Annotated in this window: 18 protein-coding genes; 11 read left to right on the forward strand and 7 right to left on the reverse strand. The window is 65.3% G+C overall.

Going from position 1 to position 21717, the window contains the following annotated elements:
• Nucleotides 1-9: 9 nt before the first annotated feature.
• From E5CHR_RS24235 to E5CHR_RS24245, 3 genes are read left to right on the forward strand one after another with little or no spacing between them, the layout of a single operon-like run.
• Entirely contained in the window at nt 10-591 is a 582-nt protein-coding gene (locus tag E5CHR_RS24235) for a Maf family protein (RefSeq protein WP_162582201.1), read from the forward strand.
• Nucleotides 588-1349: an SAM-dependent methyltransferase gene (locus E5CHR_RS24240; RefSeq protein ID WP_162582202.1), complete on the forward strand. Its 762-nt coding sequence runs from the start codon at nt 588-590 to the stop codon at nt 1347-1349. The genes E5CHR_RS24235 and E5CHR_RS24240 overlap by 4 nt, the downstream gene beginning before the upstream one ends.
• 17 nt (nt 1350-1366) lie before the next feature.
• Nucleotides 1367-2503, forward strand: coding sequence for an MFS transporter (locus E5CHR_RS24245; RefSeq protein WP_162582203.1), 1137 nt, complete (start codon nt 1367-1369; stop codon nt 2501-2503).
• On the opposite strand, the gene E5CHR_RS24250 is transcribed toward E5CHR_RS24245, so the two are convergent.
• From E5CHR_RS24250 to E5CHR_RS24265, 4 genes are read right to left on the reverse strand one after another with little or no spacing between them, the layout of a single operon-like run.
• The gene (locus E5CHR_RS24250) at nt 2504-3526 is read right to left on the reverse strand and encodes a S49 family peptidase (protein WP_162582204.1); all 1023 of its coding nucleotides are present in this window, start codon (nt 3524-3526) and stop codon (nt 2504-2506) included.
• A 1-nt stretch (nt 3527) separates the two neighbouring features.
• Nucleotides 3528-3893 (reverse strand): Rieske (2Fe-2S) protein, encoded by a 366-nt coding sequence (locus E5CHR_RS24255; protein WP_068678315.1) that lies wholly within the window; start codon nt 3891-3893, stop codon nt 3528-3530.
• A 10-nt stretch (nt 3894-3903) separates the two neighbouring features.
• The gene (locus E5CHR_RS24260; RefSeq protein ID WP_162582205.1) at nt 3904-4572 is read right to left on the reverse strand and encodes an HAD-IIIA family hydrolase; all 669 of its coding nucleotides are present in this window, start codon (nt 4570-4572) and stop codon (nt 3904-3906) included.
• Nucleotides 4565-5620, reverse strand: coding sequence for an RluA family pseudouridine synthase (locus E5CHR_RS24265; RefSeq protein WP_162582206.1), 1056 nt, complete (start codon nt 5618-5620; stop codon nt 4565-4567). The genes E5CHR_RS24260 and E5CHR_RS24265 overlap by 8 nt, the downstream gene beginning before the upstream one ends.
• Before the next feature lie 538 nt (nt 5621-6158).
• Between E5CHR_RS24265 and E5CHR_RS24270 the strand changes: the two genes are divergently transcribed.
• The 8 genes from E5CHR_RS24270 (at nt 6159) to E5CHR_RS24305 (ending at nt 17653) form a co-directional block, all read left to right on the forward strand.
• The gene (locus tag E5CHR_RS24270) at nt 6159-9125 is read left to right on the forward strand and encodes an Rne/Rng family ribonuclease (protein ID WP_162582207.1); all 2967 of its coding nucleotides are present in this window, start codon (nt 6159-6161) and stop codon (nt 9123-9125) included.
• Nucleotides 9126-9635: 510 nt separating this feature from the next.
• A complete protein-coding gene (locus E5CHR_RS24275; RefSeq protein WP_162582208.1) occupies nt 9636-10358 on the forward strand; it encodes a sugar transferase in 723 nt (240 codons plus the stop codon).
• Between the two features lie 2 nt (nt 10359-10360).
• On the forward strand, nt 10361-11794 hold the full coding sequence (locus E5CHR_RS24280) for a mannose-1-phosphate guanylyltransferase/mannose-6-phosphate isomerase (protein WP_162583878.1): 1434 nt from the start codon (nt 10361-10363) through the stop codon (nt 11792-11794).
• Nucleotides 11795-11853: 59 nt separating this feature from the next.
• The gene (gene fcl, locus E5CHR_RS24285; RefSeq protein WP_162582209.1) at nt 11854-12822 is read left to right on the forward strand and encodes a GDP-L-fucose synthase; all 969 of its coding nucleotides are present in this window, start codon (nt 11854-11856) and stop codon (nt 12820-12822) included.
• A 21-nt stretch (nt 12823-12843) separates the two neighbouring features.
• Entirely contained in the window at nt 12844-13815 is a 972-nt protein-coding gene (locus E5CHR_RS24290; protein WP_162582210.1) for a hypothetical protein, read from the forward strand.
• A 52-nt stretch (nt 13816-13867) separates the two neighbouring features.
• Nucleotides 13868-15226, forward strand: a complete 1359-nt coding sequence (locus E5CHR_RS24295) for a hypothetical protein (protein ID WP_162582211.1) — start codon at nt 13868-13870, stop codon at nt 15224-15226.
• On the forward strand, nt 15223-16386 hold the full coding sequence (locus tag E5CHR_RS24300) for a glycosyltransferase (protein ID WP_162582212.1): 1164 nt from the start codon (nt 15223-15225) through the stop codon (nt 16384-16386). The genes E5CHR_RS24295 and E5CHR_RS24300 overlap by 4 nt, the downstream gene beginning before the upstream one ends.
• Before the next feature lie 40 nt (nt 16387-16426).
• Nucleotides 16427-17653, forward strand: a complete 1227-nt coding sequence (locus E5CHR_RS24305) for a glycosyltransferase WbuB (protein ID WP_162582213.1) — start codon at nt 16427-16429, stop codon at nt 17651-17653.
• 46 nt (nt 17654-17699) lie between these two features.
• On the opposite strand, the gene E5CHR_RS24310 is transcribed toward E5CHR_RS24305, so the two are convergent.
• Genes E5CHR_RS24310 through E5CHR_RS24320 form a run of 3 tightly spaced genes read right to left on the reverse strand, consistent with a single transcriptional unit; the run spans nt 17700 to nt 21483 of the window.
• A complete protein-coding gene (locus tag E5CHR_RS24310) occupies nt 17700-19949 on the reverse strand; it encodes a polysaccharide biosynthesis tyrosine autokinase (RefSeq protein ID WP_162582214.1) in 2250 nt (749 codons plus the stop codon).
• Nucleotides 19949-20386, reverse strand: a complete 438-nt coding sequence (locus E5CHR_RS24315; RefSeq protein WP_269474089.1) for a low molecular weight protein-tyrosine-phosphatase — start codon at nt 20384-20386, stop codon at nt 19949-19951. Before E5CHR_RS24315 ends, E5CHR_RS24310 begins: the two co-directional genes overlap by 1 nt.
• A gap of 5 nt (nt 20387-20391) precedes the next feature.
• Nucleotides 20392-21483: a polysaccharide biosynthesis/export family protein gene (locus E5CHR_RS24320; protein WP_232062179.1), complete on the reverse strand. Its 1092-nt coding sequence runs from the start codon at nt 21481-21483 to the stop codon at nt 20392-20394.
• Between the last annotated feature and the right edge of the window lie 234 nt (nt 21484-21717).

Below are 21717 nucleotides of genomic sequence, written 5' to 3' on the forward strand. Positions count from 1 at the left end.
TCATGCGCCATGCAACGCCCCGTGATTCTTGCCTCGACCTCGCGATATCGCCGCGAGTTGCTCGCCCGTTTCCTTCTACCCTTCGACGTCCACGCCCCCGGGGTTGACGAAACACCCTTGCCAAATGAGGCGCCAAGCGTTCTTGCCGAGCGGCTCGCTCTCGAAAAGGCGGTGGCGGTGGCGCGCCGCTTTCCGGATGCAGTGGTCATCGGCTCCGACCAAGTGGCCGACCTGGCCGGCGAGCCGCTGGGCAAACCCGGAAACCACGCCCGTGCGACAGACCAATTGCGCCGCATGCGTGGTAAGACCCTGGTCTTCCAAACAGCTGTGGCCGTTGTCTGCCAAGCTGCCGGCTTCAGCCAGCGCGACCTGGCGCCCGTGCGGGTCGTATTCCGAAATCTCAGCGACGCGGCGATCGAGCGCTACTTGCTGGCAGAGCAGCCGTACGACTGCGCCGGCAGCGCCAAAAGCGAAGGCCTTGGCATCGCGCTGCTGGAGGCCATCGACAGCGACGATCCGACGGCGCTGGTCGGCCTGCCCCTGATCCGCACCGCCAACATGCTGCGCGCCGCAGGGATCGATCTGCTGTGAGTCGAGGCAAACTCTACCTCGTTCCGGCGCCGCTCGATTTCGGTTGCGACACGCCCACCGCGCTTCACGACGTGCTGCCGTCAGGCACCCTGCAAGTCGCTGCCAGCATCACCCACTGGATCTGCGAAAACGCGAAATCGGCACGCGCCTATCTCAAGCGCATCGATGGCATCACGCGCCTGGCCGCACCACTGCAGGCGCAGCAGATCCAGGAGTTGCCGCGCGAAGTCCACAAAAAGGGCGATCACCAGGCGGGCCAGTTCGATGCGCGCCCCCTGCTGACCGCAGCGCTGGCCGGCAGCCCTGTCGGATTGCTCAGCGAGGCCGGCATGCCGGCCGTTGCAGACCCGGGGTCGTCCGTGGTGCGCGCAGCACATGAGCTGGGCATAGCGGTGGTGCCCCTCACCGGACCGGTGTCGCTCCTGCTCGCGCTCGCGGCAAGCGGGCTCAATGGCCAGAATTTCGCCTTCGTCGGCTACCTGCCGCAGGAAGCCGAGGCCCGCGTCCAGCGCATCCGCGAGCTCGAATCGCTTGCGTTGCGCACCGGCCAGACCCAACTCTTCATCGAAACGCCCTACCGAAATACTGCCCTGCTGCAAGCCTTGCTGCAGACTCTCCAGCAAAACACACGCCTCGCGGTTGCCCGCGGCCTGACGTTGGCGAGCGCCGACATCCGCAGCGAGACGGTGAAAGCCTGGCGCGCCAAGCCCGCCGGCACCGACGAACGCACACCCGCTGTGTTCGCGATCGGACGCTGAGCGTGTCTGCCACTGTCATGCAGCTGTCAACCCGCACGCGATGGGCATCGCGCGGGCAGTTCTTCGCGTCGGGCTTCATCTTCGCCACGTGGGGAGTGCATATCCCCACGGTAAAAACCCAATACAGCGCCAATGAGGCTGAACTCGGTCTGGCCATGCTGGCCGCCGGTGTGGGCGCCCTGCTTGGCTTGACGCAGGCGAGCCGGTGGATCGGCCGCTACGGCGCGCGAGCGACAGCTGGTTCCTGCGGGACCATTTATGCCCTGCTGCTCGCTGGCCTGCTCGTCATGCCCGGCTATGCCGCATTGCTGGGCCTGCTGGCAGCCTTCGGCATCGTTACCAGCGTATTCGACGTGGCCATCAACACCGAAGCCGCAGAACTCGAGCTGCGCAACGGGCGTCCGCTCATGAGCGGGATGCATGGCATGTTCAGCCTGGGAGGCATGGCCGGGGCAGTGACCGGCAGCGCTGCGCTCGCTGCGGGCCTTGCGCCGCAATTGCATCTGACGCTGGTCGCGAGCGCCATGGCGGTGGCGATCGTATTTGCCGCCCAACGGATGCTGCCCCGCGAAGCCACTTCTTTCGCCGCCAACAACGAAGGCTTCCGCCTGCCTCGCGGCGCCCTCGTCATTCTCGGCGTACTGGCCGCGCTGGGGTTGATTGCCGAAGGCGCAATCTACGATTGGAGCGTGCTCTATCTCAAGCAGGAACTGGGCAGTCCGCAACAGCAGGCCGCCCTGGCGTACGCCAGCTTCTCGGCCGCCATGGCCACGACACGCTTCTTTGGCGACGCGATGCGGGCGCGCTTCGCGCCGGCGGTGCTGCTGCGTGGCAGCGCACTGCTTGCCGCAGCCTCCATGACGCTGGTCTTGCTGACCGAGGCGCCCTGGCTGGCGCTGGTCGGATTCGCAGGGGTGGGGGTCGGCTTCGCCAACGTGGTGCCGATACTGTTCGCGGCATCGGCACGCGTGCCGGGCATCGAGCCGGCGCGCGGCATCGCGGCGGTTTCCGCGGCGGCCTATCTGGGCTTCATGGCGGGGCCGCCCGTGATCGGCTTTCTGGCCGAGGTCAGTTCGCTGACTGCTGCGCTGTATGTCGTCGTGGCATTCGCCATGGGGCTCGCAGCGTCCGCGCGCTGGGCAGACCCTGCCTGATCAACGCAGCGCCGGTGCGCTGCGCATCGCGCGCACTGATGCATCGCCGAGCGCCGCGCCGAACTTCTTGGCCAGCTTCTCGGCCACGTTGTCGCGGCGCGTGTAGTCGATGACTTCCTCGGCCTTGACGACCTCACGCGCGACGAAATCGACATTGCCTAGCTGATCGGCCAGCCCGAGATCCACTGCCTGCTGCCCGCTCCAGAAGAGGCCGCTGAACAGGCCCGGCGTGCCAGTCTTCAGCCGATCGCCACGCCCCTTCTTGACCACATCGATGAACTGCGCGTGAATCTGCTCGAGCATTTGCTGGGCATGCGCGCGCTGGGCATCGCTCATCGGGCTGAAGGGATCGAGAAACCCCTTGTTCTCGCCGGCGGTCAGCAGCCTGCGCTCGACCCCGACCTTTTCCATCAGCCCCGTGAAACCGAAGCCGTCCATCAGTACGCCGATGCTTCCGACAATGCTGGCCTTGTCGACGAAGACCTTGTCTGTTGCCGCGGCGATGTAGTAGGCCGCCGAAGCGCAGGTCTCCTCCACCACCGCGTACACCGGCTTGTTGTGCTTGGCCCGCAGGCGGCGAATCTCATCGTTGATGATGCCGGCCTGCACCGGACTTCCGCCCGGGGAATTGATCAAGAGAACGACTGCTTTGGCGCCCTCGTCCTCGAAGGCGGTCTTCATCGCCGCCACGACGAATTCCGCGCTTGCATCGGCGCCGTTGGCGATCTCGCCCTTGATCTCGACGACCGCGGTGTGTGCCGTGGTCTTGGCGGTGGCCGGCGTGCCGCGCGAGATGGCAAGCCAGACCAGAAAGATGAAGAAGGCCAGCCAGCTCAGCCGGACGAAAGTTTTCCAGCGGCGTGTGGCCCGCTGTTCGCGCAGGCTGGCAAAGGCGAGCTTCTCGAGCGTAGCGCGCTCCCAACCGGGTTGCTGCGTCGGATCGTTCCTGGCGCTGCTGTGCGCCGGCGTGGCGCGTTCGAAAGGCTCGAAACCCTCGGGTTCCGTGCGGTGGGGATCGGTCATGTCAGAAAGCCAGGGGTTGGAGGTTCCAGGCAGTATGCCAGTGCACCACGCCGTCGCGTTCGCTCAATGCGATCTTCACCAGACCGCCGCGGCAGGGCCCACCAGCGCATTCACCTGTGTCCGGCTTGTAGACGGCGCCGTGGGTCGCGCACAGAAGCCACCGGCCGCTGTCGTCGAAGAAGCGGTCGGGCTGGAAGTCCAGCTCCATTGCCACGTGGCTGCAGCGGTTCAGGTACGCATGTACCTGCCCTTCGTAACGGACTGCGAAGGCCCGGCAGGTCTGGCCGCCGTGAACCACGTCAAAGGGCACGGCACGGCCGCCCTCCACCAGATCGGCGGCATTGCACAGGGGAATGCTCTCGCTCATTTCCTGATTTTCAAGCGTTCTCGAGTAGCCATTGCGTCAGACCGGCTACAGAGTGCGCGACATAGAGCGGCTGCAGCGAGTCGAAAGCATCGGGCTCGTGCGCGCCGTAGCTCACGCCCACGCTTGCACAACCGGCATTGACAGCGAGCTGCAGATCATGAGTGGTGTCGCCGACCATCAAGGTGCGCTCGGCCGGCACCCCCAGTTCATCCATGAGCTCCAGGAGCATGCGCGGGTGCGGCTTGCCGAATGTCTCATCGGCCGTGCGCGAGGCGTCGAAGCGGTCGCGCAGCGCGACGGTGGCCAAGGCCTCGTTCAGTCCGCGCCGCGACTTGCCGGTGGCCACTGCGAGCTTGTGTCCCCGATCTTGGAGTGCGTCGAGCATCGGCAGGACGTCATCGAACAGCACGAGGTCGTCCTGGTGCTTGAGATAGTGGTAGCGATAGCGCCCCCCGAGCTCGGCGTATTTCTCGCGGGGCACATCGGGCGCAGCACGGGCGAGCGCCTCGGCGAGGCCGAGGCCGATCACCCATGCGGCGTCGTTCTCGCTCGGCTTGGCGCCGCCGACGTCAACCACCGCGGCCTGGATGCAGCGCACGATGAGGCGGGTGGAGTCGTAGAGGGTGCCGTCCCAATCGAAGGCGATCAGGTCGAAGCGACGCGGGCGGATGTCAGTCATGGGTAACGGGCGGAACGGAAACGGCGAGCGCGTCGAGGGCAAGTTGAGGCATCAGCGTGCGCAACTCGAGCGGCAGCTCAGCCTGCAACGCCATGCGCGCGCCGCTTACGGGGTGGGTGAACTGGAGGCGCCAAGCGTGCAGGAACATGCGTTTCAGGCCAAGCTTCTGCAGCGCGCGGTTGCGCTCGAAGTCGCCGTACTTGTCGTCCCCGGCGATCGCATGACCACCGGAGGCGAGGTGGACGCGAATCTGATGCGTGCGGCCCGTCTTGATGGTGACGGCGAGCAGGGAAAATGAGGCCGGCTCGATCGGCAGCGAAACTTGGGCCAGCACCTTGACGAGTGTCACTGCACGCATGGCATCGGGGTGGTCCTTGGCAACAACGCGGACGCGCCGCTCGCCTGGATCCGAGGATCCAGGTCGGCTCGGCAGCAGATATCGTGCGAGTGGTGCGTCGAGCACCTTCTGGTTCACGGGCCAGCAGCCCTCGACCAGTGCCAGGTAAGTCTTGCCGGTCTCGCGCTCGCGAAACTGGTGCTGCAAGCCTGTCAACGCACTGCGTTTCTTGGCCACCAGCAGAATGCCCGAGGTCTCGCGATCCAGCCGATGCACGAGTTCCAGGAAACGGCTTGCAGGTCGCGCAGTGCGCAGCTGCTCGATGACGCCGGAGCTTACGCCGCTGCCGCCGTGCACCGCCACGCCCGCCGGCTTGTCGATCGCAAGGATCGCATCGTCTTCGTACAGCAACGGGAACTCGCGCCCAGGGGCGCGCGGCAAACTACCCTCGCGCTCGCCGCCCGCGGCCATCCGCAGCGGGGGCAGCCGCAGCACGTCGCCCGCTTCCAGCCGGGTCTCGGCCTGCGCCCGCCCCTTGTTGATACGCACCTCGCCGGACCGGATGATCCGGTACACATGCGTCTTGGGGACCCCCTTGAGCTCCCTGAACAGGAAGTTGTCGAGCCTCTGACCCGCAAATTCGCCATCGACTGTCAGAAAGCGAACTTCTGCTGCCGCAGGGCTTGGCTTCGCACCTATAATGTTTTTCACCAGCGCGGTCTTGTAAGTGCTTGATTAAACAGAAGTTTAGAGCACGGCCGGCAGCGCTGCGAGGTCGATGCCGCTTGGGCGTTGAAACTGCAGGCCACGCGCAAACGTGCAAGGCGGCAGCCGCTTCGTCCAAGCCAAGCCGACGCCCACGAAACACCGATACGGAATACCAGCCGGCAGGCAACAAGCTGCCGGCGGATCGAAGCGAGTCTCTTTGTGTTGATGCTGCTGATTCAACTGTGCCTACGCTGGCTGCTGCCGGCGCCTACAGGCATTGAGTCATCGGTTGCGCCTATTTCCATCGCGCCAGTTGCCATCGAAAACATGGCAAGTCAACATCACATCGGGCTCGCGCCCATCCACGCGCCCCCACCCTTGCTGCGATTGAGCTGAAGCTCAATTCAGGTGGCGTGCGCTCGCACGTTGCCGGCATCCGGGGTCAAGCGGCAATTCCTCCTTCGTTTCGTGAAGCGTCGTCCGTGCATCGTGGGTCCGTCATGGACCGGTGAGAACGACAAACGACAAAAGGAAACGCATCATGAAGCGGATGCTGATCAACGCCACGCAGGCAGAAGAACGCCGCCTGGCCATCGTCGACGGGCAGAAGCTCCTCGACTACGAAATCGAGATCGAAGGGCGCGAGCAGCGCAAGGGAAACATCTACAAGGCGGTCGTGACGCGCGTCGAGCCGTCACTCGAAGCTTGCTTTGTGGACTACGGCGAGGACCGGCACGGCTTTCTCCCGTTCAAGGAGATTTCCAAGCAATACTTCGCCGAAGGCGTATCTGCCAGCCAGGCGCGCATCCAGGATGCCATCAGGGAGGGCCAGGAACTGGTGGTCCAGGTCGAGAAGGAAGAACGGGGCAACAAGGGCGCCGCCCTGACCACCTTCATCTCGCTGGCAGGCCGCTACGTGGTGCTGATGCCGAACAACCCGCGCGGTGGCGGCGTCAGCCGGCGCATCGAGGGCGATGACCGCGCCGAACTGAAGGAGGCGATGGACCAGCTCGAGTACCCCAAGGGCATGAGCATCATCGCGCGCACCGCGGGCATCGGCCGCGCCGCCCCCGAACTGCAGTGGGACCTGAACTACCTGCTGAAGCTGTGGGCCGCGATCGACGGCGCCGCCAAAGGCGGCAAAGGCGCCTTCCTGATCTACCAGGAGTCGTCGCTGGTGATCCGGGCGATCCGCGACTACTTCAACCATGACATCGGCGACATCCTGATCGACACCGACGACATCTACGACCAGGCGCAGCAGTTCATGGCGCACGTGATGCCTGAGCATGCGCAGCGCGTCAAGCGCTATCGAGACGACGCCGCCCTGTTCAGCCGCTTCCAGATCGAGCACCAGATCGAGTCCGCATACGCCCGCACGGTGCAACTGCCCAGCGGCGGCGCGATCGTGATCGATCACACCGAGGCGCTGGTCTCGGTGGACGTCAACTCGGCACGGGCCATCAAAGGCGGCGACATCGAGGAGACCGCCACCCGTACCAATCTCGAGGCCGCCGATGAAGTGGCGCGCCAGATGCGCCTTCGCGACCTCGGCGGCCTGATCGTCATCGACTTCATCGACATGGACGAGTCGAAGAACCGGCGCGAAGTCGAGAGCCGGCTGCGCGACGCGCTGCGCCAGGACCGCGCCCGCGTCCAATTCGGCTCGATCAGCAAATTTGGCCTGATGGAGATGAGCCGTCAACGCCTCAAGCCCGCCCTTTCCGAAGGCTCCTCGATCCCGTGCCCCCGCTGCGGCGGCTCGGGCCACATCCGCGACACCGAATCGAGCGCGCTGCAGATCCTGCGCATCATTCAAGAAGAGTCGATGAAGGACAACACTGCCGCCGTGCATGTGCAGGTACCGGTGGAAGTCGCCTCCTTCCTGCTCAACGAGAAGCGTCCCGAGATCGCGAAGATCGAGCTCAAGCAACGCGTCACCGTGCTGATGGTGCCCAACAAGACGCTGGAGACACCCAACTACAGGCTCGAGCGGCTGAAGCACGACGACCCGCGTCTCGATCACATCGAGGCCAGCTACAAGATGGCCGACGAGATCGAAGATCCGACCTCGGTGACACGGCGCTCGCAAGAGCCGACAAACCGTCAAACCCCGCTGATCAAGGGCGTGCTGCCCGACGCGCCAGCGCCGGTCGTGGCGCCCAAGCCCGAAGCGGTGCAACCGCCCGCGGCAGCGCCCGCGCCTGTAACGGCCCAGCCAACGGCCACCCCGGAACCGGCGGAACCCGGCTTCTTTGGCTGGATCAAGCGATTGTTCGGTGCACCTCCTGCGCCGGCGCCGGTCCCGGCGGTCATTCCTGTCGAGGCGCCCAAGCCGCGTCGAGAAGGTCGCGGCGGGCGCGACGGCGAACAGCGCACTGCGCGAGAAGGCGAACAGCGCCGCGGCGGACGCGGCGAAGGCCGAGGCGGTGAACGTCGCGGCGGGCGCACCGGTGAGCGCCGCGAAGGACGCGAAGCGCGCGGCGAGGCGCGCAACGACGCGCCCATGCGCGAGCCGCGCGAGCCGCGCGAGCCACGCGAGGCACGCGAGGCACGCGAGGCACGGGCACCACGTGACGGCGAGCGGCGAGGCCGCGGCGAGCGACGCGACAACGAGCCGCGACAGATCCCGGCCGACGCCGAGATCCAGTTCGACACCCAGGCGCTTGCGCCCAATGGCCCGGCGAGCGATGAGGGCGCGGCCCCGGCAGAGCGAGCGCCACGCGGACGCGGCGAGCGCCGTGAACGCGGAGAACGCGGGGAGCGCGGGGAGCGCACCAGCGATGCCGTGCGAGAGCCTGGCAACGATGCCGCCCAGCCGGACGGCGAGCGCACCGCCCGGAGCGGCCGCGAGGAACGCGCGCCTCGGGGCGAGCGCGGCGAAGGCAGGCGCGAACGCCGCGGCGAGGCGGCTCCGCGCATGACGGAAGCTTCTCCCACAGCGGAGGCCTCCCCTGCCGCCGACAGCGCACCTGAATCGGTGATCGAAGATGGTGCGCCGCGCAGAGAGGGTGACGAACGCCGCAGCCGCTCGCGTGACCGCTATGGCCGCGATCGCCGCGAACGCGCGCCGCGCGAAGAAGCCGAGGCGGGTCCGGCTGCGCTGCCGGTAGAAGCACCCGAGGCGAATGCCGCCACCGAGTTCGACCGCCTGCCCAAGGCGCCCGCCGAAGCACCGGCGGCACCTCCCGCTCGGGCCGTTTCCCATGCGCCGGCAGTGCACACGCGCGCTTTGCCGAAGGTCCAGTCCTACGAGCTGCCGACGGACGAGCTTGCGCAGATCGCCGAGGGCGCCGGCCTGCAGTGGGTGAATTCAAACGCCGACCGCGTGGCGCAGGTTCGCGCTGCAATGGCGGCGGAGCCACGGCCGGCCCAGGTGCCGCGCGAACGGCCGCCGGCCATCGTGCTCGACGAGGGGCCGCTGATCCTGGTTGAAACGCGTCGCGACCTGGGAGACATGGTGCTGCCGTTCGAGGAGCCTGTCCACGAAGCCAGGGCGCCCCAGTGAGGCCTGCGCGATAGGCCTTCCCGGCAACACCGAGGACCTCGAGGCCACGCTAGAAATGGCGTGGCTTTTTTTTGCGCGCGGCGGCTAGCTCAGTGCCGGCGCAGCCATTTGCAGGCGTTGTCCTACGCGCGCCGGTGTAATTCCTTCTTGTTCAGAACGGCATACTCTATGCATGCTGCAGCGCAACAGCACAAACCCCACGGGCCACCAGTTAACTACGTCACAAAAATCGAATCGGCGTTTGCAAACAACAAACAAACGTCAATGCGCGTTAACATCTTGTCATACAAAAGAACTACACTTCGTACCTGATGTTGCAACGCGTCAAGTCTTCGGTGAAGCCTCTCGGCAGAGAGTAAAGCTTACTCCGTCTGACAAGCGATGTACGTCTTTTGTTCACAAGACAAACGACTCATCTTGTGTTCAAATTCTTGCGAATAGTAGTAAAGCGTTACAGCTGCCGCGCTCTCAGCCTGAGGCAGCACACACCCGTCACCGGGGGAATATTTAATGTTTCGATCCGACTCAACCGCACATGGCAACGTGGTTCGACGCTATACCCCCGGGGGTGGGGGCTCATCGGCGTCTCCCATCTACGTGCAGCCGCGCAGGATTGGCCTGCTGCAGCGCGCTGCAAAGCGCACCATCGACATCGTGGGCGCGCTCACCTTCTTTATTCTCTTTGGCCCCCTCTACTTGTTGGTCGCGCTCTGCGTGGGCATCAGCATGGGACGCCCTGTGCACTTCTGGCAGCACCGCCTCGGCGAGAACGGCCAGCGCTTCCGCTTTTACAAGTTTCGTTCGATGGTGCGCGATTCCGAACACGTGCTCGACGAGTTCCTGAGTCGCAACGACATGGCGCGCACCGAATGGGACACGTTTCAGAAGCTGGAGAAGGATCCGCGGATTACGCCGATCGGCCAGTTCATCCGCAAGTTGAGCCTTGACGAGTTGCCGCAGTTCTGGAATGTGCTCAAGGGAGACATGAGCCTCGTCGGCCCGCGCCCCTGCATGGAGCGTCAACGCAGCCTTTACGGCAAAGGCTGGGAGCACTACTGCGCGATGCGCCCCGGAATCACCGGCCTGTGGCAGGTCAGCGGGCGCAACCGTCTTTCGTATGCCCGGCGCGTCGAGCTCGACGTGGAGTACGTGAGCAATTGGTCTCTCTGGCTGGATATCAAGATCCTGCTGAAGACGGTTCGCACCGTGATCACCGGCGACGGTTCGAGGTAAACATGATTCGACCCATCGTTCTCTGCGGCGGCAGTGGTACGCGGCTATGGCCGCTATCGCGCAAGACGCTGCCCAAGCAGTTCGTGCCTCTGATCGACAACAAGAACCTGCTGGTGCTTACGCTGGAACGCCTGCGCCTGCTGAGCCCCGAGGTGACCTGCGTGGCGGCAGAGGAGCACCGCTTCCTGGTGCAGGAAAGCATCGAGGCCGCGGACGTGAGCGGCCAGCAACTCCTTGAACCGGTGGCACGCAACACGGCGGCGGCCATGGCCGCAGTCGCGCTTCTTTCCGAACCCGACCAGTTATTGTTGTTCGCACCGGCCGACCATCACATTCCCGATGCCGAGCGCTTCGTAGCGACGATCCGCAAGGGCATGCCCGCTGCCCTTGCCGGCCATCTCGTGACCTTTGGGGTCGAGCCCAGCTTTCCGAGCACGGCTTACGGTTATATCCGCCAGGGCGAGCCTCTCGAAGCCTCGTTGGGCGATGAGGCAGGCCACGCGGTGGCTGCCTTCGTCGAAAAGCCCGCCGCCGCACACGCCGAGCAGTTGCTGCTCGCCGGCGGCCACCTCTGGAATGCGGGAATCCTGCTGGTCCAGGCACGGGTGCTGATCGCGGCGCTGCAACAGCATGCGCCCGACATCCTCCAGAGCTGTCGCGAGGCCACGACGACTGTCGAAGTCGACGGCGACTTCCTTCGAATGGATGCCGCCGCCTTTGGCCGCTGCCGCAGCCAGAGCATCGACTATGCCGTGCTCGAGAAATGCGAGAAGGTCGCCGTCGTTCCATTCCAGGGCCGCTGGAGTGATGTCGGTAGCTGGAATGCAGTGGCCGAGCTGCACGAAGCGGATGAGAACGGCAACCGTATCAGCGGCCAGGGCTTTGCCATGGGCGCCCACAACACCTTTATCTACGCACCGAATCGTCCCGTGGTTGCCCTGGGCACCAAGGACCTGCTGGTGGTGGACACACCGGATGCATTGCTGGTCGCGCATGCGGAATATGCCGAACAGGTCAAGGACGCGGTCGCATTGCTGACGACGCACGGTCACAGCCAAGCCACCCGCCACCGCCGCATACCTCGCCCCTGGGGCGCTTATGACAGCGTGGACAACGGCGATCGTTTTGCCGTCAAGCGGCTCACGGTCAAGCCCGGCGCGCGTCTCGCGCTGCGCATGCACCACCATCGCGCTGAGCACTGGGTGGTCGTGAAGGGCACGGCCCGGGTGCTGTGCAACGGCGAGGTCTGCCTGGTCAAGGAAGACGAATCGATCTATATCCCTGTCGGGGCCAAATACCGGCTCGAGAATGCGGGCAAGACGATGCTCGAAGTGATCGAAGTCCAGACCGGCGGCTACCTTGGCGAGGACGACATCGTCCGCTTCGACGAAGCACCCACTGCCGCCCCCCTCAACAAGAACCAGAAGCTGGCCTGAGCGCCCCTCTTCGAAGCGTTCCGGTCCTCTCTCCATCCTGCGCGGAAGGTCGACATTTCATGAGCCAGTTCCAGAAGCGAATTTTCGTGGCGGGCCATCGCGGCATGGTCGGCAGCGCCATCGTGCGCTGCCTTTCCGAGCAGGGCTACACCAACATCATCAGCCGTAGCCGTGCCGAGCTGGATCTGACCGACCAGGCCCAGGTGCGCGCATTCTTTGCCGAGGAAAAGCCGCAGGAGGTGTACGTTGCCGCAGCCAAGGTGGGTGGCATCCATGCCAACAACAGCTATCCGGCCGAGTTCATCTACTCGAACCTGATGGTCGAGGCGAATGTGATCCACGAGGCGTGGCGCACCGGCGTGAGCAAGCTGCTCTTCCTCGGCTCGAGCTGCATCTACCCACGGCTGGCGCCGCAGCCGATGGCCGAGGACGCGTTGCTGACCGGCAAGCTGGAGCCGACCAACGAACCCTATGCGATCGCCAAGATCGCGGGCATCAAGCTGTGCGAGAGCTACAACCGCCAGTACGGTTGCGACTTCCGCAGCGTGATGCCGACCAACCTCTACGGCCCGGGAGACAACTACCACCCCGAGAACAGCCACGTGCTGCCGGCGATGATCAGACGTTTCCATGAAGCCAAGCTCGCCGACGCACCCGCGGTGGTCATCTGGGGCACGGGCTCTCCGAAGCGGGAGTTTCTCTATGTCGACGACATGGCGCGCGCCTGCGTGCACGTGATGGACTTGCCGCGAGAAACGTACGCGGCCAACACCCAGGTCACGACAAGCCATATCAACGTCGGCACCGGCGAAGATCTGTCGATCGCGGAACTCGCTACCCTGGTGAGCGAAGTGGTGGGCTACCAGGGCGATATCCGCTACGACACCAGCAAGCCCGACGGCGCGCCGCGCAAGCTGCTCGACATCTCGCGCATTCGCGAGCTTGGCTGGACGCCCGAGGTATCCTTGCGCGACGGCGTGACACGCGCCTACGAAGACTTCTGCAGCGAAGAGCTCGTTCCTTCCTGAGGAGTCCCTTTCCTGTCCTGCATGAACGCTTCCTCGCTCTCCCTCATTCCGCCTGGCACGGGCGGCGTGCGAGACTACGCGTCCGTGGTCGGACATCCGCTCCACGCACCACTGATGGAGTTGGAACACGACACCGACACCGCCTCGCTCTCAGGCGATTTCGTGCTGCTGCACTTCAGCGGCTATGGCTTCGAGAAGCGCGGCATTCCCCTGTGGCTGGTTCGTCGGATCCGCAGCTTGCGTGCACAGTTCAAGGCCGTCGGCGTGGTCTTCCATGAGCTCTTCGCGACCGGACCACCGTGGGGTTCGGCCTTCTGGCTCAGCGGCATCCAGCGGCGCATCGCGCGCGAACTGTTGCTCGAGTCCGACTTCTGGTTGACGAATCGAGAGGATGCGGCACGCTGGCTGCTCGCCCAATCGAAAGCCGTGCCTCACCGGGTGCTTCCCGTGTTCTCGAACGTCGGCGAACTCGACGCCATCGACACCGAGCGGCAGCGCAGGATGGTCGTGTTCGGCAGCGCCGGCATCCGCGCCCAGGTGTACGAATGGGCGGACGGCGAAATTTTCCGCACTGCGAAGCGCAACGGCCTGGAAATACACGACATCGGCCCGGCCATGCCGGAGGGACCGCTGGCGCAGCGCATGGCCCACGAAGGCGTTGTGGCGCACGGCAAGCTGCCGGCCGAGCAGGTGAGCGCGGCCTTGGCCGGCGCGGAATACGGCGCACTGGCCTATCCACCGGACTACGTGTCGAAGAGCGGCATCTTCGCGGCCTATTGCGCGCATGCGGTATGCCCCATCCTGCTGTCGAAGGACTACGGCGAGCATGACGGCCTGACAGCGAACGTGCATTACCTGCGCGGCTTCGGCGGGCTCGACGGCGCCGTCGATGCACGCAGCGTGGGCGCGGAGGCGCACGGGTGGTACAAGCCGCACCGGGTTGACGCCCACGTGGCGGCACTGCGCACGCTCTCCAGCGAGGTAAGACGATGAGAGCCCCTTTCAAGTGGACCAACGCTGCAGCGCGTGGCCCGGAGCTTGGCTTATGAGCGCCATCGCCCCCGGCACCGCCGCCACCACCACGCAGGCACCGAGCCGCGCGGCCTCGCTCAGCAGGGCGGGCAAGCTCTTTCTCGCCGTCTTTTTCATCATCGTATTCGAGGGCTCCGTCCGCAAATGGGTGTCGTCCGCGTCGACCCTGCCCCTGATCCTGCTGCGCGACATGCTGGCGCTGATGCTGGTGGTCTACGCCTGGCGGCACGGGCACCTGAGGCGGCACAGGAAGATCACCGCCGCCATGCTCGCCTGGACCTGCGTGGTGGTGGGCTGGGGGCTGCTGCAGTTGGTCGCAGGCCAGAGCACGCCGGTCGTGTTCATGATCGGATTGCGATTCTGGCTTCTGTACATCTGGTTTGCGGTGGCCGCGGCTGCATCGATGAACGAAGCCGACTATCGGGTCGCCATCAAAACGGCGGCCTACGTCATGCTGCTGCTGGCCCCGCTTGCGGTGCTGCAGCACTATTCGCCGCCCGGCGCGCGCATCAACACCCAGATCGACGGCGACGAGGAGAGTGTGTTCGTCGCGGTGGTCGGGGTGGTCCGCACGACCGGCACCTTCAGCTTCACCTCGGGTTACGCCACCTACCTGACCATGGTGGCGCCGCTGGTGTTCGGCATCCTGGCTGCACGCAAGCGCAACCAGTTCCAGTTCCTGTTCGCACTGGCCGTGTTCGGCGCCTTCGCCACGGGCGCGCTGGTAAGCGGATCCAGAACGGCAGCGATCACCTCGGCCGGGATGCTGGGAGCCTTTCTGGTCGGGCGACTGCTCTTCTCCAAGGCGCGCAACAAGGTAGGTGCGGCGGCCGCGGTCGTGGTGCTCGGCCTGCTCACCGCCATCTTCGCCTATGTATTCCGCGAAGCCATCGAGGTCACGCAGACGCGTTTCGAGCAGGCATCAGCCGTGGAGAACTTCACTGAACGGGTGCTCACGGTGCTGTTCGGCGAGCCCTGGGTGCTCGATCTTGTCACCTGGCTCGGCTACGGCGTGGGCTTCGGCTCCAATCTCGCCACCTATGTGCGCACCGGCTCTGCCGATGTCTTCGCCCTCGCGGAGGCCGAAGGCGGCCGCATCCTGATGGAAGGCGGGCTGCTGGGTTTTGCGTATATCGGGCTCAAGTACCTGGTACTGGTGCTCGGCGTGATTCGCAGCCTCAAGATCTCGATCAGCACCAATTCTCCCTATCCGCTTCTCGTGTGGCTGACGACCGCGTTGGCTGTGGTCAGCTGGCCGGCCCTCGGGCAGCTGACCGCCAATGCCCTGCTCGGGCTGATGTTCACCTACGCTCTCCTGCTGTTCCGGTATCCGAGGCTCGAGATCTTCCCGCCGCGCGCCTCGCGATCGTGAGACTGCTGCATCTGGTCCCCTCCGTCGATCCCCAGGGCGGAGGTGTCATCGAGGGAGTTCGGCGCCTGCACGACGCGCTGACCGAACTGGGCCACAGCGGCGACGTGGTGAGCCTGGACAGTCCCGATGCCGCCTGCGTGCGCGCCTATCCCGGCAAGGTGGTCGCGACCGGCCCCTCGGTCTCCAGCTACGGTTACAACGAGCGCCTCCTGCCGTGGCTGAAGGAACATGCCGGCGGCTATGACGCCGTCATCGTCAACGGACTCTGGCAGTACGTAGGCCTCGCGGCCCGCCGGGCGCTGCACGCTTCGGGCACTCCCTACTTCGTGTACAGCCACGGCATGCTGGACCCCTGGTTCAAACGCACTTACCCGCTCAAGCACCTGAAGAAGTGGCTCTACTGGCCCTGGGGCGAGTACCGCGTGCTTCGCGATGCATCCGCCGTCGTCTTCACCTGCGAGGAGGAACGCCTGCTGGCACGGCAGTCGTTCTGGCTCTATCGCTGCCGCGAGGTGGTGGGCTCCTACGGGACCAGCACGCCGCCGCAGGATGCAGAGCGGCTGTCGGACGTCTTCCTTTCCTCCTTCCCCGAGCTGCGGAACAAGCGCCTTCTGCTCTTCCTCGGGCGCATTCACGAGAAGAAGGGCTGCGATCTGTTGATCGAGGCCTTCGCGCAGGTGGCTTCGAAGGCGCCCGATGTCCATCTCGTGATGGCGGGGCCCGGCGACGACGCGCTCGTGCGGCAGCTGCAAGCCCGTGCGCGAAGCCTGGGCCTGGCCTCGCGCATCAGTTGGCCCGGCATGCTGTCAGGCGATCTCAAATGGGGCGCCTTTCATGCGTGCGAAGTGTTCTGCCTCCCCTCTCACCAGGAAAACTTCGGCATCGCGGTGGCGGAGGCCATGGCCTGCAGCCGGCCGGTGCTGATCAGCGACAAGGTCAACATATGGCGAGAAATCGACGCGGACCATGCCGGTTTCGTCGAGTCCGACACGCTGGAAGGCACGGCCGCCCTGCTGCGGCGCTGGCTCGCGGCGACGCCGGCGGAGCTGGACGCGATGCGCGCGGCCGCATTGCGCTCCTTCGAACAGCGCTTCCGCATGGAGCAGGTGGCTTCGACGCTGGTGGACATCATCTGCACGCACGCTCCGCATATCCGCTGAGAGCCCGAAGCGCCCTCTTGCACCGCGTCCACAGGCCCTCATGAAGCTGCTCGTCTACGGCATCAATTTCGCACCGGAGCTGACCGGCATCGGCAAGTACACCGGTGAAATGGTCGCCTGGCTCGCCGCTCGCGGTCACGAAGTGCGCGTGGTAACAGCCCCACCCTACTACCCCGACTGGCAGGTACGGCCGGGCTACCATGCGGCGCGCTACACCCGGCACGAATGGCAGGGTGCCCAGGTCTTTCGCACGCCGCTGTGGGTGCCCCGCAAAGTGACCGGCGCGAAGCGGCTGCTGCACCTGGCGAGCTTTGCCGCCAGCAGCGTGCCCGCCCTGCTCGCCCAATGGCACTGGAAGCCGGACGTGGTGTGGGTCACGGAGCCTCCGATGTTCTGTACACCGGCGGCCCTGGCTTTTGCACGCCTGCGCTCGGCCAAGTCCTGGCTGCACATCCAGGACTACGAGATGGACGCAGCCTTCGAACTCGGCTTGCTCAAAGGCGCACGCACGCGCGCCTTCGTGGCATCGGCAGAGCGCTGGCTGATGCGCCGCTTCGATCGCATCTCGACCATCTCGCTGCGCATGCTCGATCGCGCGCGGAGCAAGGGCACCGAAGACGCACGATTGGTCTCGCTGCCCAACTGGGCCGACGTTTCGGCAATACAGCCGCTGCAAGGCGTCAGCCCCTACCGCGCCGAGCTCGGCATCAGCCCGGACGCGGTGGTCGCGCTCTACTCGGGCAACATGGGCGCCAAGCAGGGCCTGGAGCTGCTGGCCGAAATGGCCTTGATGCTCAAGGACCAGCCCGGCCTGGAGTTCGTGTTCTGCGGCAATGGTGCCGGTCGCGCCGCGTTGATGAAGCGCTGCGAGTCGCTCGCCAATGTGCGCTTCCTCGACCTGCAGCCGGTCGAAAGGCTCGGCGACTTTCTCGGTTTGGCCGACATCCACCTGCTGCCCCAACGTGCCGATGCGGCAGACCTGGTGATGCCCTCCAAGCTGACCGGAATGCTCAGCAGCGGCAGGCCGGTGGTCGCCGGTGCGCACCCGCAGACCGAGCTTGGCCAGGTCACCGCCGAGTGCGGTATCGCAGTGCCGCCGGACGACGCCAGGTCCTTCGCAGACGCTGTCCTGGCGCTCGCGTCCCAGCCTGAACGCCGGCGCGAGCTGGGGCTCAAGGCGCGCGCGGTCGCAGAAGCGCGCTTCGACCGCGATGCCGTGCTGGCGCAGTTCGAGCGCGACCTGCTGGCCTGCGTTGCGAAACGCTGAGCCGACCGCCTAAAAAAAAAACCGGGCCTGGCCCGGTTTTTTTGCTTCACTGCTCTTCGGGCAGGATGCTCTCGTAGTTGTAGCTGGTGTAGCGATAGCGCCCGTACTTGTAAGGTGCGAAGGTACGCCGGCCCAGGTCCATCGCGTTGAGCAGCACGCCCGTGGCGGCTTTGCCACTCATGGAGAGCCGTCGCGTGCTTTCCTTCAGCTCGCCCATGGTCGACTGGTCGGCGCGCGCCACGAGGAGCACCGTGCCCGCGTGGGCCGCCACCGTGGACGTGTCAGCCGCTACCAGCACCGGCGGCGTGTCGATGACGACCAGGTCGTACTGCTCGGACAAGCGCTCCAGCATGGTCTTGAACGAGTCCGACACGAGCAGTTCCGCCGGGTTGGGCGGCAGTTGCCCGGTGGCAAGGAAATCGAGGTTGGGCACGACCTGGCGGTGCACGGTCTGCTGCACCGTCAGGCTGCCTGCGATCAGCTCGGACAGCCCCCCGTGACGCTGCAGGCCGAAGTACTGGTGCGTGTGGCCGCGGCGCAGGTCGGCATCGATCAGCAGCGTGCGCTTGCCGGCAGCGGCCATGAGGGCAGCGAAGTTCGCCGTCACGAAGCTCTTGCCGACGCCCGGCGTCGGACCGCTGATCAGCACCCGGTTGTTGGGCGACTCCAGCATCGCGAACTGCATCGCGGTGCGCAGGCTGCGCAAGCTCTCGACCGCGGGGTCATCGGGGCTTTCGATCGCCAGCAGGCGCACGCCGGTGGCGCCGCTGAGACGACGCTTGGCAATGGCCGCCTGCGAAGGACTCAACGGAATGGTCGAGAACACGGGCAGCCCGGTGTCGGCTTCGACTTCGTGCGGATCACGGAGCCGCTGCTCGACAAAGGAGCTTCGGATGAAGGCCGCAACGATGCCGAGGAACAACCCGAGCGCAAGCGCGGCGGCCATGATCACCTTGCGGTTCGGCTTGACTGGCTGCGTGGGCACCACCGCCTCATCCAGCACGCGCACGTTGCCGACCTTGCCTTCCTTCACCAGGCGCAGCTGCAACGCATTGTTGAGCAGCGACTGGTAGAGCTCGGTGTTCACCTTGACGTCGCGCTCCATGCGCACCGCTTCCTGCTGGATCGCCGGCAGGCCCTTGATGCGTTCCTGGATGCTGCCCATATCGGACTTCAGCGCAGCGATCTGGTTGTCCAGGGTCTGCACCGCGGGATGCGCGGAAGTGAAGCGCGACTCCAGCTCGCGCCGGCGCTGCTGGGCGTCCAGCAGCTTGGTCTGCCGGTCGACCGACTGGCCCAGGATCAGCGCGGCTTCCTCGCTGAAGGCCACCGTGCCCTTCTGGTTGCGGTAGCGGTTGTAGACCTCCTCCGATGCCTCCAGCTGCTTCTTGAACAGGGGCAACTGGACATCGAGGAAGGCAAGCGTCTTCTGCGCCTCGGCAGCCTTGCGCTCGATGTTCTGCTTGACGTACTGGTCGCCCACGGCATTGAGCACACGCGTCAACTTGAAAGGGTCGGTGTCCTGCAGCGATACGTTGACGATGCCGGAGTTCTTGCCGCGCTCCTGGAGGACCAGGCTGGTCTGCAATCCGATGGTGGTCGGCAGCTTCGCGTAGCGGTACAGGTTGAACAGCGCGCCCGGCTTGCCGGCGAGCTGGTCGATCTGCAGCGTGATCGGCCCCTCGGGCGTCTCTGCCCTCAGCAGTGTCCCGACGGTGCCCTTGACCTGCTGCATGCCGGGGTAGTCGAGCGTGTATTGGTTGTTCGCCGCGGCGGTCACGGTGAAAAGGCCGCCTTCCATGATGGTCGGCACGTCGAACTGCGAGACGAGGATGCGCTCGGTCCCGGACACATAGCCGTCCAGCCAGAGGAAGCCAGGGTCCGACAGGCCGTTGGCACGGCGTGCCAGCCAGCCGCCGATATAGGGCACGTACCGCGGTCCGGAAGAAATGTAGAGCTTGGTGGCCTCTACCGCCTGGCCCGCGATCATGCGCGAGCGAATGATCTCGATCTCGGCGCTTGCCGGCGTCTTCACGTCGACCAAGCCACCCGCTTCAGCCAGGATGCCCTTGCCGCCGGACTCCGTGTCCTCGACCTGGATCACCATGTTGGACTCGTAGATGGGGCGCTCCAGGAAGGCGTAACTCGCGCCGATCACGAACACGACGAGCGTGATCGCCGCGATCAGCCACTTGTTGGAGACCAGGACCTCGAGGTAGCGCCCGAGGTCCAGGTCTTCCTCGTCCGCCGCGCTTGCCGGGGAGGGATTCGTCTTGGTAATGATTGAGGAAGTCATCAACTGGATACTCTTGAGATGCGTTGGGCCCACTGCCTGGCGCCGGATTCGATAAGCTGGAGCGAGTGCTCGAAGATGCTGCGATCTTCGCGATAAGGATCGGGCACATCCTCGTCGCTGAACTCGCAGAGACGAAACACCTTTCCGGAAGCGAACAGATAGCGCTCCTGAACCGCGCGGCGTTGCTCGCGGTCCATCACCAGGATCAGGTCGGCCCGCTGGCACAGCTCGACGCTGAGTTGCTGGGCGCGGTGCCCGCCGATGTCGATGCCGCGCGCCTCCAGCAGTTCGCACGCGGTGGGGTCCGCAGGCTTGCCGACCAACGCATGCAGGCCGGCCGAGTCGACCTGGACGTCGGGCAGGTCGGCAGCCATCACCGCCTCCGCCATCGGACTGCGGCAGATGTTGCCGGTACACACGACGAGAACGTTCTGGATGGCCACTACCTGCCGCCCCCGGTGCTGCGCGAACCCAGATCGCGATAGGAGGTCGCCGTCGTGGCGGTCGGAAGAATCAGGCTCAGCACGCGGTTCCATTGCACCAGCGGGACCGGGTCGACATAGACCACGTCCTTGGGCCTGAGCGCGAAGCCCTCGGCCATGGCAATCGCCGTCGGCGTGCGGGCGTCGAGGTGGAAGATCGACAAGCCGTTTGTTTCGTTGCGGATCACGTAGATCTGGCGCGGATTGGCGGTCCCGAGATTGACGCCGCCGACTTCGGTCAGCGCGTCGTTCAGGCTGAGCCGGCCGTTGCGCATCATCACGCCCGTCTGCACGTTCACCTCACCCATGACGGTGACCTTGCGTTCATCGCGACTGCGCACCATGACCAGGTCCCCCGACCGGAGCGGGATGCTGGTGGGCGCGATGCCGGCCTCGGCCATGGACATCAGGTCGAGTGTGACGGTTTTGCCGTCCCGGGTCAGGGTCACGGCAGAGCGGTCACCGTTCCCCGACAAACCTCCCGCGCGATTGATCGCCTCTGCAAGCGTCATTGGGATGTCCGTGAAGATCTGCAGGCCCGGCGTGCGCACTTCTCCTTCGATGTAAGCGCGCTTGCTGCGGAAGGCGTTCACCCGCACGCTCAGCTGCGGGCTCTTGAACACCCTCGACAGCCTGTTGATCAGCGTCTGCTCCAGCTCCTGGATCGTCATGCCGTCGGCCTTGATCTGGCCTACGTAGGGGAAGCTCATGTGGCCCGTGTTGGAGACGATGAAGCCCGGAGCCGGCGAGACGCTCGCCTGATCGGCAACCGTCGTGGCGGGGATTCCGCTGAACACGATTTCCGGATGGTCATAGACCACGACGCTCACCACATCGCCAGGACCGATCTTGTAGACCGGCGCCTCCCCCACGAGTGCCCGCACTTCGGGCGGGACGTTATTGCCGACCGCGGCACGCTGTGCCTGGATCAGCTGGGGCGTGATTTCGGTGATTGCGCCGGCAGGCGGCGGATCGATCTCCGAAGTGGAAAAGCCCGAAGGCGATACAGCCTGGGCACCGTCGTTGCTCGCCGAGCGAAAGCCCGGCGCCAAGGGCGCACAAGCCTGTAACAGCAGCCCAGCCGAGGCGAACAAAGTGGCATGTAGTAGGAAACGTTTCAAACCCAACTCCGAGTCATGACCCTGAATGAATACTTTTGCAAACAGTTACGACTGTACATCAGCAACGCGCTAGGCTCAAATCTTTCTTGGCCTACGGCGTTCGGCAGGGTAAACGGGTGTGGCGTCCGATGGGGTAAGCGTGCTCCTACACAGCGCAATTTCAGG

Origin of the sequence: Variovorax sp. PBS-H4 (genome assembly GCF_901827205.1) — a bacterium.
GTDB lineage: Bacteria > Pseudomonadota > Gammaproteobacteria > Burkholderiales > Burkholderiaceae_C > Variovorax.